This window comes from Streptomyces sp. D2-8 (assembly GCF_023184515.1).
Classification (GTDB): Bacteria; Actinomycetota; Actinomycetes; order Streptomycetales; family Streptomycetaceae; genus Streptomyces.
Genome location: NZ_JAAHBP010000027.1, coordinates 14,369 through 30,768 on the forward strand (window position 1 = coordinate 14,369; position 16,400 = coordinate 30,768).

Annotated in this window: 14 protein-coding genes and 1 pseudogene; 7 read left to right on the top strand and 8 right to left on the bottom strand. The window is 70.5% G+C overall.

Going from position 1 to position 16,400, the window contains the following annotated elements:
- The first annotated feature begins 488 nt into the window (after positions 1-488).
- Both dcd and G3I77_RS35475 read left to right on the top strand, forming a co-directional pair.
- Positions 489-1,064 (top strand): dCTP deaminase, encoded by a 576-nt coding sequence (gene dcd / locus G3I77_RS35470; protein WP_248510535.1) that lies wholly within the window; start codon positions 489-491, stop codon positions 1,062-1,064.
- A 26-nt stretch (positions 1,065-1,090) separates the two neighbouring features.
- On the top strand, positions 1,091-1,588 hold the full coding sequence (locus G3I77_RS35475; RefSeq protein WP_248510537.1) for a phosphoribosyltransferase: 498 nt from the start codon (positions 1,091-1,093) through the stop codon (positions 1,586-1,588).
- 85 nt (positions 1,589-1,673) lie between these two features.
- Here the strand turns inward: G3I77_RS35475 and G3I77_RS35480 are convergent, their stop codons facing one another.
- From G3I77_RS35480 to G3I77_RS35510, 6 genes and pseudogenes are all read right to left on the bottom strand, one after another.
- Positions 1,674-2,687, bottom strand: coding sequence for a Yip1 family protein (locus G3I77_RS35480; protein ID WP_248510539.1), 1,014 nt, complete (start codon positions 2,685-2,687; stop codon positions 1,674-1,676).
- A gap of 284 nt (positions 2,688-2,971) precedes the next feature.
- Positions 2,972-3,463, bottom strand: coding sequence for an FG-GAP repeat protein (locus G3I77_RS35485; RefSeq protein ID WP_248510540.1), 492 nt, complete (start codon positions 3,461-3,463; stop codon positions 2,972-2,974).
- 148 nt (positions 3,464-3,611) lie between these two features.
- Complete coding sequence (locus G3I77_RS40755) at positions 3,612-5,036, bottom strand: FG-GAP-like repeat-containing protein (RefSeq protein ID WP_282574341.1); 1,425 nt, start codon at positions 5,034-5,036, stop codon at positions 3,612-3,614.
- 35 nt (positions 5,037-5,071) lie between these two features.
- The gene (locus G3I77_RS35500) at positions 5,072-6,475 is read right to left on the bottom strand and encodes an FG-GAP repeat protein (protein WP_248510542.1); all 1,404 of its coding nucleotides are present in this window, start codon (positions 6,473-6,475) and stop codon (positions 5,072-5,074) included.
- A gap of 181 nt (positions 6,476-6,656) precedes the next feature.
- Complete coding sequence (locus tag G3I77_RS35505) at positions 6,657-6,860, bottom strand: hypothetical protein (RefSeq protein ID WP_248510545.1); 204 nt, start codon at positions 6,858-6,860, stop codon at positions 6,657-6,659.
- 266 nt (positions 6,861-7,126) lie between these two features.
- Positions 7,127-7,351 (bottom strand): annotated as a pseudogene (locus tag G3I77_RS35510) (dihydrofolate reductase); the annotation flags it as partial.
- A gap of 128 nt (positions 7,352-7,479) precedes the next feature.
- Here G3I77_RS35510 and G3I77_RS35515 point away from each other — a divergent pair.
- On the top strand, positions 7,480-8,769 hold the full coding sequence (locus G3I77_RS35515) for a hypothetical protein (protein ID WP_248510547.1): 1,290 nt from the start codon (positions 7,480-7,482) through the stop codon (positions 8,767-8,769).
- Between the two features lie 314 nt (positions 8,770-9,083).
- Here G3I77_RS35515 and G3I77_RS35520 read toward each other — a convergent pair whose 3' ends face one another.
- Positions 9,084-9,350 (bottom strand): GntR family transcriptional regulator, encoded by a 267-nt coding sequence (locus G3I77_RS35520; RefSeq protein WP_248510548.1) that lies wholly within the window; start codon positions 9,348-9,350, stop codon positions 9,084-9,086.
- A 449-nt stretch (positions 9,351-9,799) separates the two neighbouring features.
- On the opposite strand from G3I77_RS35520, the gene G3I77_RS35525 reads away from it, so the two are divergent.
- The gene (locus G3I77_RS35525) at positions 9,800-10,108 is read left to right on the top strand and encodes a hypothetical protein (RefSeq protein ID WP_248510550.1); all 309 of its coding nucleotides are present in this window, start codon (positions 9,800-9,802) and stop codon (positions 10,106-10,108) included.
- Positions 10,109-10,177: 69 nt separating this feature from the next.
- Here G3I77_RS35525 and G3I77_RS35530 read toward each other — a convergent pair whose 3' ends face one another.
- Positions 10,178-12,496 (bottom strand): (Fe-S)-binding protein, encoded by a 2,319-nt coding sequence (locus tag G3I77_RS35530; RefSeq protein WP_248510552.1) that lies wholly within the window; start codon positions 12,494-12,496, stop codon positions 10,178-10,180.
- 253 nt (positions 12,497-12,749) lie between these two features.
- On the opposite strand from G3I77_RS35530, the gene G3I77_RS35535 reads away from it, so the two are divergent.
- From G3I77_RS35535 to grpE, 3 genes are all read left to right on the top strand, one after another.
- Positions 12,750-13,769, top strand: coding sequence for an MraY family glycosyltransferase (locus G3I77_RS35535; protein ID WP_248510553.1), 1,020 nt, complete (start codon positions 12,750-12,752; stop codon positions 13,767-13,769).
- Positions 13,770-13,863: 94 nt separating this feature from the next.
- Positions 13,864-15,729, top strand: coding sequence for a molecular chaperone DnaK (gene dnaK / locus G3I77_RS35540; RefSeq protein ID WP_248510555.1), 1,866 nt, complete (start codon positions 13,864-13,866; stop codon positions 15,727-15,729).
- Positions 15,726-16,382, top strand: coding sequence for a nucleotide exchange factor GrpE (gene grpE, locus G3I77_RS35545; RefSeq protein WP_248510556.1), 657 nt, complete (start codon positions 15,726-15,728; stop codon positions 16,380-16,382). The genes dnaK and grpE overlap by 4 nt, the downstream gene beginning before the upstream one ends.
- Positions 16,383-16,400 lie beyond the last annotated feature (18 nt).

A 16,400-nucleotide genomic window follows, 5' to 3' on the forward strand; every position in this document is an offset into this window, starting at 1 on the left:
CCACTTTACCTCATGCCAGGCCCCAGGTGTTCGCGCCGCGGGGCCTGAGGGTGTTGCAGGGGAGTGATGCGGCTGCGGGGCGCCGGAGTTGGGGCGTACGGTGGGGGCGTCGGCGAGGGTCCGGGCGGGACCGGAGTGCCGCCTGGAGGGTCGTCCCTTTGATCCCGTACTGTGGCTTTTGTCGTCAGGCAAGCAGCAGCCAGACGCGGCTCTTGGGGAAGGGACTCTTGGACTTGATGGAGCGCACCGTCGTCCGTTGTGCCGATGGGCACGTGTTCACCACCGCTTCGTTCCCGATGCAGCAGGCCGAGCGGCTCGGTCCCGGGCGGCTGCTTCGGTGCCCGCGATGCGCGCGGCTCCGGAGCGTGGTGCCCGTCAGCTATCAGAAGCGGTAGCAGCGGTAACGGACAAAGCAATAGGTATCAGGTACAAGGCGCGCGGAGACGTCCGGTTGTGGTCGCTCCGCGCGCCTTGCGTATCCTCGGGGCGTGCTTCTCTCAGACAAAGACATCCGGGCCGAGATCGATGCAGGGCGGGTGCGGATCGACCCGTACGACGAATCGATGGTGCAGCCGTCGAGCATCGATGTGCGCCTCGACCGATACTTCCGGGTGTTCGAGAATCACCGGTACCCCCACATCGATCCCGCCATCGAGCAGTCCGACCTGACCCGGCTCGTGGAGCCGGAGGGCGACGAGCCGTTCATCCTGCACCCCGGGGAGTTCGTCCTCGCCAGCACGTACGAGGTCATCTCCCTGCCCGACGATCTCGCCTCCCGGCTGGAGGGCAAGAGCTCGCTGGGACGTCTGGGGCTGGTGACGCACTCCACCGCCGGGTTCATCGACCCCGGGTTCAGCGGGCACGTGACCCTCGAGCTGTCCAACCTCGCCACCCTGCCCATCAAGCTCTGGCCGGGGATGAAGATCGGGCAGCTGTGCATGTTCAAGCTCAGCTCGCCCGCCGACTTCCCGTACGGGAGCGAGAGGTACGGGTCCCGGTACCAGGGGCAGCGCGGGCCGACGGCCTCCCGGTCCTTCCTCAACTTCCATCGGACCCAGGTGTGAGCGACCCGAAGATGAGCGACACGAGCATGAGTGACGTACGGGAGAACCTGACCTACGAGAAGTTCGGCGTCGCCGTGCGTGAGCTCGCGCAGGCCATCGCCGACGACGGCTACGAGCCCGACATAGTCCTCAGCATCGCCCGCGGCGGCGTCTTCGTGGCCGGCGGGCTCGCCTACGCCCTCGACTGCAAGAACATCCACCTGGTGAACGTGGAGTTCTACACCGGTGTGGGGACGACCCTCGAGATGCCCGTCATGCTCGCCCCCGTCCCCAACGTGATCGACTTCTCGCAGAAGAAGGTGCTGATCACCGACGACGTCGCCGACACCGGCAAGACGCTCAAGCTGGTGCGCGACTTCTGCCTCGACACCGTCGCCGAGGTGCGCAGCGCCGTCGTCTACGAGAAGTCGCAGTCGCTGGTCAAGTGCGAGTACGTGTGGAAGCGGACCGAGGACTGGATCAACTTCCCATGGAGTGTCGAAGCTCCCGTGGTGCGGCGGGCCGGCCAGGTGCTCGACGCCTGACCCGCAGGACCACGACGCCTGACCCGCAGGAATCACAGAGAAGGGGCTCCCCGTGGGGAGCCCCTTGTCCGTGCCGTCCGGTCTCTCAGACCGTGCCGAGCTTCACGATCGACAGCAGTGCGATCAGCTGGATCGCCGACGCGCCGAGGGCCTTCGGCCAGGGCAGGTCGTGGGAACGGCCGACCATGAGGGTCAGCAGGGCGCCGCCCGCGACCCAGGTGGCCCAGCCCAGCAGCTGGACGAACATCGCGTCGCCGCCCGCGAACATCGCGAAGACCAGGCGGGGCGCGTCCGTGAGGGACATGATCAGCATGGACAGGCCGACCGTGGGCTGCCAGGCACCGTCACCGCCGAGCTGGCGGGCCAGGGTGTGGGTGACCACGCCCAGGACGAACGCGCTCAGCACCATCGCGACGGCCGTCGTCAGGACGATCGGGACCGCGTTCGACAGTGTGGCGTTTATCGCATCCTTGCGGGCGCCGTCGAAGCCGAAGACGGCGAGCAGGCCGTAGAGGAACGTGACGATGAGAGCCGGGCCCCACATCGAGTAGTCCCGCATCTGAAGGAACGTCTGGTTGGGGGCGAGGACGATCCCCCGGAGCAGGGCCTTCCAGTGCAGGCGCGGGCCGACCGGGCCGGACGGCGCGGCCGCCGAGCCGGCGCGGTAGGTGTCGCCCTGGGTGTAAGGGTCCTCGCCGACCGAGAAGGCCTGGGTGTGGCCCGGGTTGTTCGCCGCGTACGGGTCGGGCGGACCCTGCGGGCCGGGCGGGTACGCGCCGTCGCCGAAGTACTCCGGCTCGCCCTGGCCGCCGTAGCCCCCGCCGTGCGCGGCGTTCGGCTGCGGCCACGTGGGGCCGCCGCCGTTGCCGTACGGCTGCGGCGCCTGCGGGTACGGCTGCGGCGCCTGCGGGTAGCCGTACGACGGCCCCTGCGGCGTCTGCTGCCCGTTCGGAGGGTTGTGCGGTCGCGTCTGAGGAGCGCCGTTGTTCCGGCCGCGTCCGATCCTGAATCCAGCCACGTCTTCGAACGTACCTGGTCCCCGGCGGTGGCGTGCCGGGCCCGGGCTTCCGGGCCCGGCTTTGCGGCCGAGCTGTGACATCCCTTAAGGGGCAGGGGCTTTGGGCGTCCGTGGGACGTCAGGGTTGGGCCGTACGGGCCTCGCCCCGGTCCCTGTTCCGTGGCGTGGGTCGGAGCACGTCCTGGCCCGGCCCCTCGGGTAGCCGGTCGTGGACATGTCGAGCGAACCGGGTCAGTGCGGCCGGCCGCCGAGCCGCGCAGCACGGTTGACGCTGCCGGCGATCTCGGCTGTGCCGACGGTCAACGCCCTCCCCGTCCGGGTTGGGCCGACCCGGGGCGGCGTGCACCGGGCCGGCCCCGTGCACGTCAGTCGGGAAGCGACCCGCCGAGCTCCGGCAGGATGATCGCGCCGGTCTTCGTCGGGACCGTGCTCGTGCCGCGCATGAGCAGCGCGCCGCTCGCCGCGCCGACGGCCAGGTCCGCCTTGCCGTCGGCGGTCAGGTCGCGCAGCCGGACGGTGTAGCCGAAGGCGGTGTGGGAGTCGGCCGCGCCCAGCACCGTCTGCGCGATCCACGAGGAACGCGCGCCACTGAGGCCGCCGGAGCCGCCGCGGAAGACGTGGACGCCGCCTTGGTCCTGGTCGCCTGCGACGTCCTCGTGCGGGACGCCGACCGCGAGGTCCGCGTAGCCGTCGCCGTTGGTGTCGGCGGCCGAGATCGCGTAGCCGAAGTTGTCGTCGGCCTCGGGGGTGCCGGAGACGCCGGAGGTGGCCTGGGTGAGGGTGACCGACGTGCCCGGGCCCGACGCCGTGCCGCGCCAGATGGTGACCGCGCCCTTGCCGTTGTCCTTGTCGGGCACGCCGAGGGCGATGTCGCCGTGGCCGTTCTTGTCGAAGTCGCCGATGACCGGGCTCGGGTAGAGGCCCTGCTGCCGGTCGCTGAGGGTCTTGGACGCGCCCGAGGAGAGGCCGGAGGAGGTGCCCTTCTTCGGCCGGAAGCGGTGGTGGTCAGGAGTTGAGTGCGGTCCCGTAGCCCGGGGCGCCGGCCGTCGAGATGCCCGTCGTGCCCGGTCCGAAGCTCGTCGAGCCGGAGGTCGTGAGGCCGGTCGCCGTGGCGCGCAGGGACCAGACGGCGCCGTCGCCGGCGTTCTCGCCCGGCGCGGAGACGGACAGGTCGGCGCGGCGGTCGCCGGTGTGGTCGGTGAGCGTGACGCGCTGGCCGAAGCGGTCGCCCTGCTCCGAGGCGCCGGGCACACCGGCGGTGTTCTGGCTGTACGACATGGCGCCCTTGGTGGTGAGGCCGGACGCCGAGCCGTACAGCACGGTGACGGCACCGGCGGAGCTGTTCTCGCCCGCGGTGCCGATCGCCAGGTCGGCGTGGCCGTCGCCGTTGATGTCGCCGAGCGAGACGCCGCTGCCGAAGCGGTCGCCCTTCTCGGAGGCGCCGGGCACACCGGCGGTGTCCTGGGTGAGGACGAGCGGGGCGCGGTCCGGGTCCGGGCCCTCCGGGCCGCCGTAGACGACGCTGACCTTGCCGCCGAGCGCGCCCGCCGGGTCGGCCGACGTCTCCCGGTCGTTGCCCACGGCGATGTCGTCGTGGCCGTCGCCGTCGATGTCCCCGACGGCGGAGACGTAGCCGGCGGGCAGCTTCCGCAGCCAGTCGCTGTAGTTGCCGATCTTCATGTCGGCCAGGGCGGTCGTCGCGTCGTCGGTGTGCGCGGCGCGGCCGTGCAGGACCACCCGGGGGTGGCCGTCGCCGGTGATGTCGCCGGCGGACAGGTGGGTGACGCCGTAGGAGGAGGCCCACCAGTCGTTGCGCGAGCCCGAGCCGCCGTTGGAGGCGCTCGTCCTGGTGATCGGGCCGCTCACCAGGGAGAGGGTGACCGGCCCTGTGGAGCCGACGGCGACGTCGGTGTCGCCGTCGCCGTCGAAGTCGCCGGCGGCGAGGGTCTGGCCGTAGCGGTCGTAGTCGGTGCTGAAGAAGCTGAACAGCGAACGGGCGCCGGACAGGCCGGAGGCGCCGCCCCAGACGATGGTGACGGTGCCGTCGTTGTTGTCGCTGCCGTCCTCGCCGGGTGTGCCGATCAGCAGGTCGGCGTAGCCGTCGGTGTTCAGGTCGGCGGAGGCGAGCGCGGCGCCGAACGCGTCGTCGGCCTCGGCGGCGCCCGGCATGCCGGCGGTGTTCTGGGTGAGGAGTGTGCGCGTGGCGCTCTTCGGTCCGCTCGTGCTGCCGTAGACGACGGTCACGGCGCCCGCCTTCGCCTGCCCGGCGACCGTGGCGCCCGGCGCGCCGATCGCGAGGTCGGTGCGGCCGTCGCCGTTGAAGTCGTAGGGGGCGGCGGCCGTCGCGGCGTGCGCGGCGGGGGCGGAGAGGGTGAGGGCGAGCGGGGTCAGGGTCGCCGCGAGGACGGCGGCGGTGATACGGGTGCGCATGGCGGTGGGTGCCTCACTGGAGGTTCGACGGGGCGTCACTGGGCGAGGACCGAGCCGAGGTAGGCGCCGCCCTTGAGGGAGACGGCGGTGGTGGTGATGCCCTGCGCGCCGCTCGTGGTCAGGCCGGAGGCGGAGCCGCGCAGGGTCCACAGGCCGCCCGTGGAGTTCTCGCCGTCGACACCGACGACGAGGTCCGCCTTGCCGTCCTTGGTCACGTCGGTCAGATCGACCGCCGACCCGAAGCGGTCCCGGGCCTCGGCGGAGCCGGGCACCCCGGCGGTGTTCTGGGTGTACGACTTCACGCCGGTGGTCTTCAGGCCGGAGGCGGAGCCGAACAGCACGGTCACCGAGCCCGCGTCCCGCGCCGAGCCGATGTCCTCGCCCGGGGCGGAGACGACGACGTCGGCGTACCCGTCGCCGTTGATGTCGCCGGTGCTCACCGCCGAGCCGAAACCGTCCCCGGCCTCGCCCGCGCCGGGCACGCCCGTGGTGTCCTGGTGGACGACGGTCGGCTGCTGCGCCGGGTCGGGGCCGTTCGGGCCGCCGTACCAGACGGTGATCTGGCCGCCCTTGTGGCCGCCGGGCTTGAGGTCGTACGGGTCCCCGTGGTCGCCGAGGACGAGGTCGCCGTAGCCGTCGCGGTTGATGTCGCCGATGGAACCGGGGTAGCCGTCGGCGTTCGGCAGATCGGCCATCTTGTACGTCGTGCCGGTCCAGCGGAAGTAGTCGATCTGGCCGCCGGTGTCTCCGTCCACGTTGAACGGGTAGACGCGCTCGGCTGCGCCGTCGCCGGTGAGGTCGCCGGCGATCACCTCGAACGTGGTGCCGAGCTCGCCGACGCGGGTGTGGGTCAGCGGGCCGCCGGTGCGGGTGAAGGGGCCCTGGTAGAGGCGGGTGTGGCTCTGGCCGGTGAGCGTGACGTCGGTGTCGCCGTCGCCGTCGAAGTCGCCGGTGGCGATGCCCCGGGAGAAGCCGCCGTACTCGGAGAGCGTGGTCGGCTGCGGCAGGCCCTTGCCGCTGGTCAGTCCCGACTTGCTGCCCCACAGGACGGTGCCGGAGCCGACGCCGTCCCGGTCACCGATGCTCTCGTTGCTCGCGCCGACGACGAGGTCGGAGTAGCCGTCCCGGTCCAGGTCGCCGGTGGCCAGGGAGGAGCCGAACAGGTCGCCCGGCTCGGCGGTGCCGGGCACGCCCGGGGAGTTCTGGGTGATGACGGCCCTGCGGGTGGCGGAGACACCGGACGCCGAGCCGTACAGCACGACGACGGCACCGGCGCAGGAGGCCGAGCCGACGGTGGTGCAGGCGGCGCCGGCCGCGATGTCCCGGTATCCGTCGCCGTTGAAGTCCCCGGCGAGACCGGAAGGGGCGGCGGTGGCGGGGGTGGTGGTGAGCAGGCCGGTGGTGAGCGTGGCGGCCAGCAGGAGGGTGCGCTTGCGCAAGGTGGGGCTCCGGGTGGGGAAGGGGCCGGACCTGGAAGGCCCGGTCCCGAAGGGGGATGCGGGGTGGCTCCGCCGGCGCGGGTGGCTGGGGCGGTGCGGGGTGGCTGCGCCGGGCGCGGGTGGCTCGGCCTGTGTGGGGTGGCTGCGCCGGGCGCGGGCGGATCGGCCTGTGCGGGGTGGCTCAGTCGCCGATGCCGTCGCCGTTGAAGTCGGCCCGCGGGGCGTGCGTGCCGTCCGCGGCCGTCGCCGTGCCGGCCGTGGCCGAGAGCAGCGTGCCGGTCAGGGCGGCCGCGGCCGCCCCCGCCAGGGCGAGCCGCAGGCGGGGGCGGCGGGACGGGTGAGCGGGTGCGTGACGGCGCCCCGAGGGGCGCTCGTGCTGCTGCATGCGGGGTCTCCTGCTGCATGCGGGGGATGCCTGGCGGACATCCACAGTCGATGGAGGGCCGGACTGTCCGTGTTCGCTGGGAGTTGTCCGGGCGTTCACGGGTGGTCGGCGATCAAGAGACCCGCGGAGGGACGTAAGGGTTGTACGTGAGTTCGGTTGGTCTGCGGGGCTGCGGGGAGTGTGCGGCACTCGGCACGCAGAGCAGCCCGGTCTCGTCGGTCAGCCCGCGCGCCCGGAGCTGCCGGCCGATGGTCGGGGAGAAGCCGTCATGGCTGCCGCCGGACCCGGTAGCGCAGGTGCAGCACCCGGTCGCCCCGGATCACGACGTGCGGGTCCTCGAGCAGGCGCCGGGCGTCGACAGACCCGAAGTACCACTTGCCCGAGCCGAAGACGACCGGCACCACGTCCATCGCGACCTCGTCGACCAGGCCGAGCGCGAGCGCCCGCCCGCCGACGTCGCCCGCGGCCACGCCGATGTCACGGTCCTCGGCAGAAACTCACGCGACCCTCGTCAAAACCGTGCGATAGAAAGGGCGTTCGGTCGTAGGGCACGGCCTTGACGCATCCCTGTGGGGGGACCTTGTTCAGAACCCGGGCGGCTTCGGCCGCCATCGGTGTCGTGGCACTACTGGTGACCGGTACTCCGGCCGCGAACGCCGCGGAGGCGCAGGCCCCTGACGTCCGGTGGGCGCACAGCGCCTCCGGCGATCTCGGCACCCTGGAAGTCGGCATCAGCTCCGACAGCGCCATCACGGGAATCCGGGCCCATATCGTCTCCGCCGCCACGCAGCAGGAGGTCGCCGTCGTGGAGTACGAGGCGTTCGGCCTCGCCTCCGGCACGGCGGACAACGGTGTGTGGCGTACGAAGCAGCCTCTCGACCTTGCCCACCTGGGTCGCTACGACGTCCGCGTCGAGGCCACGGACGCCGACGGCGACCGCACCGTCGACAACTCCGCGGGCACCCTCGCCTATTACGTCGCGGCGGTGTTCGAGGGCGTACGTCCCGACCGCACGGAGATCGACACCGACCACCGCCAGGTTCGCGTCGACGGCACCCTGAAGGGGCGCTGGCCGGCGACCCGCGAGCTGAAGCCCCTGGCGGATCACCGGGTGGACCTGGACGTGGACTACTGGACGGAGAACACCGTCCGCACCGACGTGGAGGGTCACTTCTCCGGCACGGTCACCGTGAACGACGCGGTGTCGGTCCAGGCCGTCTACCGGCACGACAACGCCAACCCGTACGTGCTGTACGGCGAGTCCGAGTCGACGCAGATCGACATCCGTCAGGTGGTCACGCGCTGGACCTTCCAGGCCCCGGCGGAAGCCCGGACGATCGACTTCGGAGACGAGGTCGCCGTCACGGCCACGCTGGAGCGCGAGACTCCGCAGGGCTGGGTCCCCTTCGAGGGCCAGAGCGGTGGCGTCCTCTACGAGGCCTCCTCCGGCGGCAACTGGACCAGCGTCGGCTACTTCACCACCGGTGCGGACGGCAAGGCCGCGGCCTTCACCCACACCCCGGGGGAGACCGGCACCTTCCGCATGGCCTCGCACAGCGACGACCCGTTCATCGCCTCGGCCTCCGCGAACAGCGCCGAGATCACCGTCCTGCGCGCCTCGTTGTTCACCTCGTTCTCGGCCACCCGCACGCAGGACCGCGGCGTGCACGTCGAGGGCTCGATGGACTTCCCCGACAACTGGACGCCCGCGGACATCCCGGTACACATCCAGTACTCGCGAGACGGCAAGCGGTGGACGGACCTGCTGACGACCCAGGCCGGGGCCGGTGACGGGCACGCCTTCTCGGCGGACATCGCCGATGCGCGGGCGGGTTACTTCCGTGCGCACTTCGACAAGACGGAGTCGTTCCGCGCGGCGACGTCGGAGGTCGTGAGGGTAAGCCGCTGAGGCCCCTGGGGTGCCGCGCTCACTGCGCCGGCACCCCCCTTCGGCTGCTGTATGCCGCCGGTGCTGCTTGCTCAAGGCCTTTCGGTGACCGGCACCGGGAGGTTCGCCTTGCGCGTGCCCCAATGGGTGGTACGGGCCTGGGTGAGGGCCCAGTGACGACGCGGGCCGTCCTTCTCGCCTGACGCAGGCTCGGCGGAATCTCTCAGGCGATGTCGTGGACGTTGTGCTCGGTCAGGTCGGATGCGTGCCGAGCTACGGCACGGTAGTCGGCATCGTCGTGGCCCCCAGACCCGAGCGCGCAACAATGCCTTCGCCTACGCTCCCTCGTCCGAGTCCGATGGCGTCTCGGGGCGCTCCGCGACGAACGACCCCAGACCGACCTCTGCCCGGACGAGTCCTTCCGCCTTGAGGTGAGTCAAGGCCTTCTGCGCTGTCGAGGCGGCGATGCCGAACTCGGTGGACAGTTCGACGACGGACGGCACCCGACTGCCCACGGGATACGACCCGTCGGCGATGCGATCGGCGATGACTGCTGCTACCTGCCGCCAGACGGGGCGGGTGCGATCAAGCTCGGGACTCATGCAGTGGACGCTAAAACTCTGCGGTAGACCGCGCGACCGCAGTAGACTGCGGTAGACCGCGATGGATGTGGAACGCAGAAACCCCCGCGACGGGTGGAGCCGTCCGGGGGCGTGGCCACCAGCGAAGCCGAACGGAGCTGATGACGTGCTCGACCTTATCCGCCGTCTCCTGGTGTGGGTGGGCCTCTTGGCCCCTCCACCCCGTAGACACTGCGCCACCGCTCATACGCTGCGGACCATGCCCGCTGCACCTTTTCCGCAGCGGGCGCCACTTCCCGCGCACCGCAGCCCGTACGGGCTGGGAGCCCTTATCGACGGTGCTTCCACCGTCACCGTGCGCCCCTACCTCGCCGCTCACGGCAGCGCCAGAGGCGTCGCGAGCTGGCCATGGCGCCTTGGGGACCGGACCTGCCGGGGCCCTACCGGATCGAGCGGACGGAGGTCGCTTGATGAGCGCGGGCTTCGAGTCGAGAGAGCCGGAGGCGGGACAGCGGTTGCGCGAAGCGCGTCTCCTGCCCTGGTCCAGCCTTGAGGGCAAGTCGAGCTACCTGATCACCGACGACCGTGGGGGACGCCTGTCCCGTCTGGCCGACCTCGCCGAAGCGACCCAGCTCGGCATGGGTGCCCGGCTCCTCGCCCATGCCGACGACATGCTTCCGAACGCCACCGAGACGCAACTGCGCTTCCTGGCCGAGCGGCTGACCGAGGCGCTGCGGGACATCCTCCGCGTTGCCGAGAGCCGGGGCCGTACGCCGTAGGGAAAACGCCGACGCCCCCTGCCCGATGACTCAGGGCAGGGGGCGTCGAGAACAACCCGCGAGAACCGCCTACTTCACCGGCTCCGGCTCCGGCGCGCTCGTAGAGTCCGACGTGCCCGCCGGCGGCTCACCGTCGTCGCCGTCGTCCTCGCCCTCCGGCACGACCGGCGTCTTCACCGAGTCCAGCAGCAGCTGAGCGACGTCCACCACCTGGATGGACTCCTTCGCCTTGCCGTCGTTCTTCTTGCCGTTGACGGAGTCCGTGAGCATCACGAGGCAGAACGGGCAGGCCGTCGACACGATGTCGGGGTTCAGCGACAGCGCCTCATCGACACGCTCGTTGTTGATGCGCTTGCCGATCCGCTCCTCCATCCACATCCGCGCACCACCGGCGCCGCAGCAGAAGCCGCGCTCCTTGTGGCGGTGCATCTCCTCGTTGCGGACGCCCGGGACGGCGGCGATGATCTCGCGCGGAGGGGTGTAGATCTTGTTGTGGCGGCCCAGGTAGCACGGGTCGTGGTACGTGATGATGCCCTCGACCGGCGTGACCGGGATCAGCTTGCCCTCGTCGACGAGGTGCTGGAGCAGCTGCGTGTGGTGGATGACCTCGTAGTCGCCGCCGAGCTGCGGGTACTCGTTGCCGAGCGTGTTGAGGCAGTGCGGGCAGGTAGCGACGATCTTCTTGGCCGACTTGGGCTTCGCCGACTCGGCGACGACCTTGCCCTCGTCGTCCATCTCCTCGCCGAACGCCATGTTCAGCGCCATGACGTTTTCCATGCCGAGCTCCTGGAACAGGGGCTCGTTGCCGAGACGTCGTGCGGAGTCACCGGTGCACTTCTCGTCGCCGCCCATGATCGCGAACTTGACGCCCGCGATGTGGAGGAGTTCCGCGAAGGCCTTCGTGGTCTTCTTGGCGCGGTCCTCCAGGGCGCCGGCGCAGCCGACCCAGTACAGGTACTCGACCTCGGACAGGTCCTCGATGTCCTTGCCGACGACCGGGACCTCGAAGTCGACCTCCTTGAGCCACTCCAGGCGCTGCTTCTTCGCCAGGCCCCAGGGGTTGCCCTTCTTCTCCAGGTTCTTGAGCATCGTGCCCGCCTCGGACGGGAACGACGACTCGATCATCACCTGGTAGCGGCGCATGTCGACGATGTGGTCGACGTGCTCGATGTCCACCGGGCACTGCTCGACACAGGCGCCGCAGGTGGTGCAGGACCACAGGACGTCCGGGTCGATGACGCCGTTCTCCTCCAGCGTGCCGACCAGCGGACGCTCGGCCTCCGCGAGGGCGGACGCGGGGACGTCCTTGAGCTGCTCCTCGGACGCCTTCTCCTCGCCCTCCATCGTCTTGCCGCCGCCGGCCAGCAGGTACGGCGCCTTGGCGTGCGCGTGGTCCCGCAGGGACATGATGAGCAGCTTGGGGGAGAGGGGCTTGCCCGTGTTCCAGGCGGGGCACTGCGACTGGCAGCGGCCGCACTCGGTGCAGGTGGAGAAGTCCAGCAGGCCCTTCCAGGAGTACTGCTCCACCTGGGACACGCCGAAGACGTCGTCGTCGCCCGGGTCGGTGAAGTCGATCGGCTTGCCGCCGGACGTCATGGGCTGGAGCGCGCCGAGGGCCGTGCCGCCGCTCGCCTCGCGCTTGAACCAGATGTTCGGGAAGGCGAGGAAGCGGTGCCAGGCGACACCCATGTTGGTGTTGAGCGACACCACGATCATCCAGATGAACGAGGTGCCGATCTTGATCGTCGCGACCAGGTAGACGAGGTTCTGCAGCGCGGAGACGCTCAGCCCCTTGAACGCGAGCACCAGCGGGTACGACGCGAAGTACGACGCCTCGTAGTGGTCGACGTGGTGGAGCGCGCCCTCCAGGCCCCGCAGCACGTAGATCGCCAGGCCGATGGTGAGGATGACGTACTCGACGAAGTACGCCTGGCCCGCCTTGGAACCGGCGAAGCGGGACTTGCGGCCGGCCCGCGAGGGCAGGCTCAGCAGCCGGATCACCATGAGCACCGCGATGCCCAGGACCGTCATCACACCGATGAACTCGATGTACAGCTCGAACGGCAGGAAGCCGCCGATGACCGGCAGCACCCAGTCGGCCTGGAACAGCTGGCCGAACGCCTGGGCGAGGGTCGGCGGCAGCGTCAGGAAGCCGACGGCGACGAACCAGTGCGCGACACCGACGATGCCCCACCGGTTCATGCGCGTGTGGCCGAGGAACTCCTTCACCAGGGTCACGCTGCGCTGGTAGGGGTTGTCGGTCCGGGTTCCGGCCGGGACCGGCTGGCCCAGCTTGAAGTACCGGACGAACTGGCCGATCGCGCGCGCGAGAAGCGCGACGCCGATCACGGTCAGTACCAGCGACACGATGATCGCGGCGAGTTGCATGGGGGCTCCTCGGGCCTGCGAGGGGTTTCGTCGGGGGGACCTGGTGTTTTCCAGGGTTCCCCGAAATTACTAAGCGGTAACTTATGCAGTCCGTCTGAGACTACCCTCATCCTCCGCCGCACTGTAGCCGGGTGGGCAGTGATCTGAATCGCTGAGGGTTGCCTCAGAAACAGACCGGATCCGGTCGGGATCTCATCGCGATCCCGCCGTGTTATTCATACCGAAATGTCATAGTCCCGCCTAACTTATATCCGTGCTCTACGGGATCACCGCCGCCGCCACCGCCCTCGTCCTCACCGCCCTGCTCGCGGCCGTCCTGCGGGCCCCCGCGCTGCGGCTGCGGCTGGTCGAGCGACGGCGGACGCGGGACGTACCGCTGTCCGGGGGTGCGGCCGTCGTGCTCGTCACGGGGCTGGTCGTCGGTGCCGGGGGGTGGCTGGGGGTCGCGCCGCCCGCCGACGGGACGCGGGGGGTGCTCGTCGCGGCGGGCGCCGTCGCGCTGCTCGGGCTCGTCGGTGACGCGTGGCGGCTGCGGCGGCGGGTGCTGGCCGCCGGCACGGGCGTGGCGGCCGCGTGTGTCGTGCCGTACGGGGAGACGGGGGTGGGGACCGGGATGCTGGCCGTCGTGTGGGTCGTGGCGGTGGTGCTCGGGTTCCGGGGGCTCGATCACGCCGACGGCCTGGCGGGTACGGTCGGGGTCGTCACCGCCTTCGGGGTGGCGGCCTGTGCGGCCGTCGAGGTGATGGACGGGATCGCGGGGCTGATGAGTGTGCTGGCCGCCGCGTTGACCGGGTTGCTGCTTCACAACTGGCACCCCGCGCGCGTGGCGCTGGGAAGCTGCGGGTCCATGGCCGCGGGGTTCGTGATCGCCGTGGGGGCCGTGCACGCCCGGGCCGGGTTCGGGATCGGGGAGAGCGCGGGGGTCCTGTTCGCGCTGACCGCCGTGGTGGGTGCCGATGCCGTGCTCGTCCTGGTGTCCCGGCGGTCGGCCCGGCGGGGCGTGCTGCGCGGCGGGCCCGACCATCTCGCGCATCGGCTGCGGCGGCTCGGGCTGACCGCGCCGGGGGTGAGTCTGCTGCTGGGAATCGGGGCGTTGTCCGGGGTGCTCGTCGGGGTACTCGCGCATGCCGGCCGGATCGGGGCCGACGCCCTGTGGTGGGTGGCGGGAGGGGCCCTCGTGGTGGTGTTCGCTCTTTCGCGTGTTCCTGTGTACGGGCCTGGACGCAGCGTATCGCCGCAGGTCGGAGCACCATTGCGTGTAAGGAACGGATAAGAGTTGAGCCTGCCCGACTCAGCTCTGTTGACCGGTTGGGGGCCGTCGTGCACACTTGAGTCCGTTCCACTCAAGTCAGCTGGAGGAATCAACCATGGCACGTGCGGTCGGCATCGACCTGGGCACGACTAACTCCGTCGTCAGCGTTCTGGAGGGCGGCGAGCCCACCGTCATCACCAACGCCGAGGGCGCCAGGACCACGCCGTCCGTCGTCGCCTTCGCCAAGAACGGTGAGGTGCTCGTCGGAGAGGTGGCCAAGCGCCAGGCGGTCACGAACGTGGACCGGACCATTCGCTCCGTCAAGCGTCACATGGGCACGGACTGGAAGATCGAGCTCGACGGGAAGCCCTTCAACCCGCAGCAGATCAGCGCCTTCGTGCTCCAGAAGCTCAAGCGGGACGCCGAGTCCTACCTGGGCGAGAAGGTGACCGACGCGGTCATCACCGTCCCGGCGTACTTCAACGACTCCGAGCGCCAGGCCACGAAGGAGGCCGGCGAGATCGCCGGTCTGAACGTGCTGCGCATCGTCAACGAGCCGACGGCCGCCGCCCTGGCCTACGGCCTCGACAAGGACGACCAGACCATCCTGGTCTTCGACCTCGGTGGCGGTACGTTCGACGTCTCGCTGCTGGAGATCGGCGACGGTGTCGTCGAGGTGAAGGCCACCAACGGTGACAACCACCTCGGCGGTGACGACTGGGACCAGCGCGTCGTCGACTACCTCGTCCAGCAGTTCCAGTCCGGCCACGGCGTGGACCTGGGCAAGGACAAGATGGCCCTGCAGCGTCTGCGCGAGGCCGCCGAGAAGGCGAAGATCGAGCTGTCCTCGTCCACCGAGACCTCGATCAACCTGCCCTACATCACCGCCTCCGCCGAGGGCCCCCTGCACCTCGACGAGAAGCTCACCCGCGCCCAGTTCCAGCAGCTGACCGCGGACCTCCTGGAGCGCTGCAAGACGCCGTTCCACAACGTCATCAAGGACGCCGGCATCTCCATCAGCGAGATCGACCACGTCGTCCTGGTCGGCGGCTCGACCCGTATGCCCGCCGTCGCCGAGCTCGTCAAGGAGCTGACCGGCGGCAAGGACGCCAACAAGGGCGTGAACCCGGACGAGGTCGTCGCCATCGGCGCCGCCCTGCAGGCCGGTGTCCTCAAGGGCGAGGTCAAGGACGTCCTGCTCCTCGACGTCACCCCGCTGTCCCTCGGTATCGAGACCAAGGGCGGCATCATGACCAAGCTGATCGAGCGGAACACGACGATCCCGACCAAGCGGTCCGAGATCTTCACCACCGCCGAGGACAACCAGCCGTCCGTGCAGATCCAGGTCTACCAGGGCGAGCGCGAGATCGCGGCGTACAACAAGAAGCTCGGGATGTTCGAGCTGACCGGTCTGCCGCCGGCGCCCCGCGGTGTCCCGCAGATCGAGGTGTCCTTCGACATCGACGCCAACGGCATCATGCACGTGACCGCCAAGGACCTGGGCACGGGCAAGGAGCAGAAGATGACCGTCACCGGCGGCTCCTCGCTGCCGAAGGACGAGGTCGACCGCATGCGCCAGGAGGCCGAGCAGTACGCGGAGGAGGACCACAAGCGCCGCGAGGCCGCCGAGTCCCGCAACCAGGGCGAGCAGCTCGTCTACCAGACCGAGAAGTTCCTCAAGGACAACGAGGACAAGGTCCCGGGCGACATCAAGACCGAGGTCGAGGAAGCCGTCGCCGAGCTGAAGGAGAAGCTCAAGGGCGAGGACTCCGCCGAGATCCGCACCGCCACCGAGAAGGTCGCGGCCGTCTCCCAGAAGCTCGGCCAGGCCATGTACGCCGACGCGAACGCCGCGCAGGCAGCCGGAGGCGACTCGGCCGGGGCCGGAGCGGCGGGTGCCGGTGACGCCAAGGCCGACGACGACGTCGTCGACGCCGAGATCGTCGACGAGCCGCGTGACCGGAAGGACGGTGCCGCGTGACGGAGGAGACCCCGGGCTTCGACGAGCAGCAGCCCGACGTCCCTTCCGGCGCCACCTCCGACGACGCCGAGCCGAAGGCCGCCTCCCCCTCCGCGGAGGAGGGGGCGGCCCCGGCCGGGGACACGGGCCAGGACGCGGCCCTGGTGGCCCAGCTGGACCAGGCCCGCACGGCGCTCAGCGAGCGCACGGCGGACCTCCAGCGCCTCCAGGCCGAGTTCCAGAACTACCGCCGCCGGGTCGAGCGCGACCGGATCGCGGTCAAGGAGATCGCCATCGCGAACCTCCTGACCGAGCTCCTGCCCGTGCTCGACGACATCGGCCGGGCGCGTGAACACGGCGAACTGGTCGGCGGCTTCAAGTCCGTCGCCGAGTCGCTGGAGGGCACCGCGGCGAAGATGGGCCTGCAGCAGTTCGGCAAGGAGGGCGAGCCCTTCGACCCGACGATCCACGAAGCCCTGATGCACAGCTACGCGCCGGACGTCACCGAGACGACATGCGTCGCGATCCTGCAGCCCGGCTACCGGATCGGCGAGCGCACCATCCGCCCCGCGCGGGTGGCGGTGGCCGAACCCCAGCCGGGGGCGCAGACGGTCAAGGCGGACGAGTCCGCCGACGCCGACGACAAGGAGAGCGGTGGCCCGGACGAGGGCTGACGTCATCAACGAAGGGAA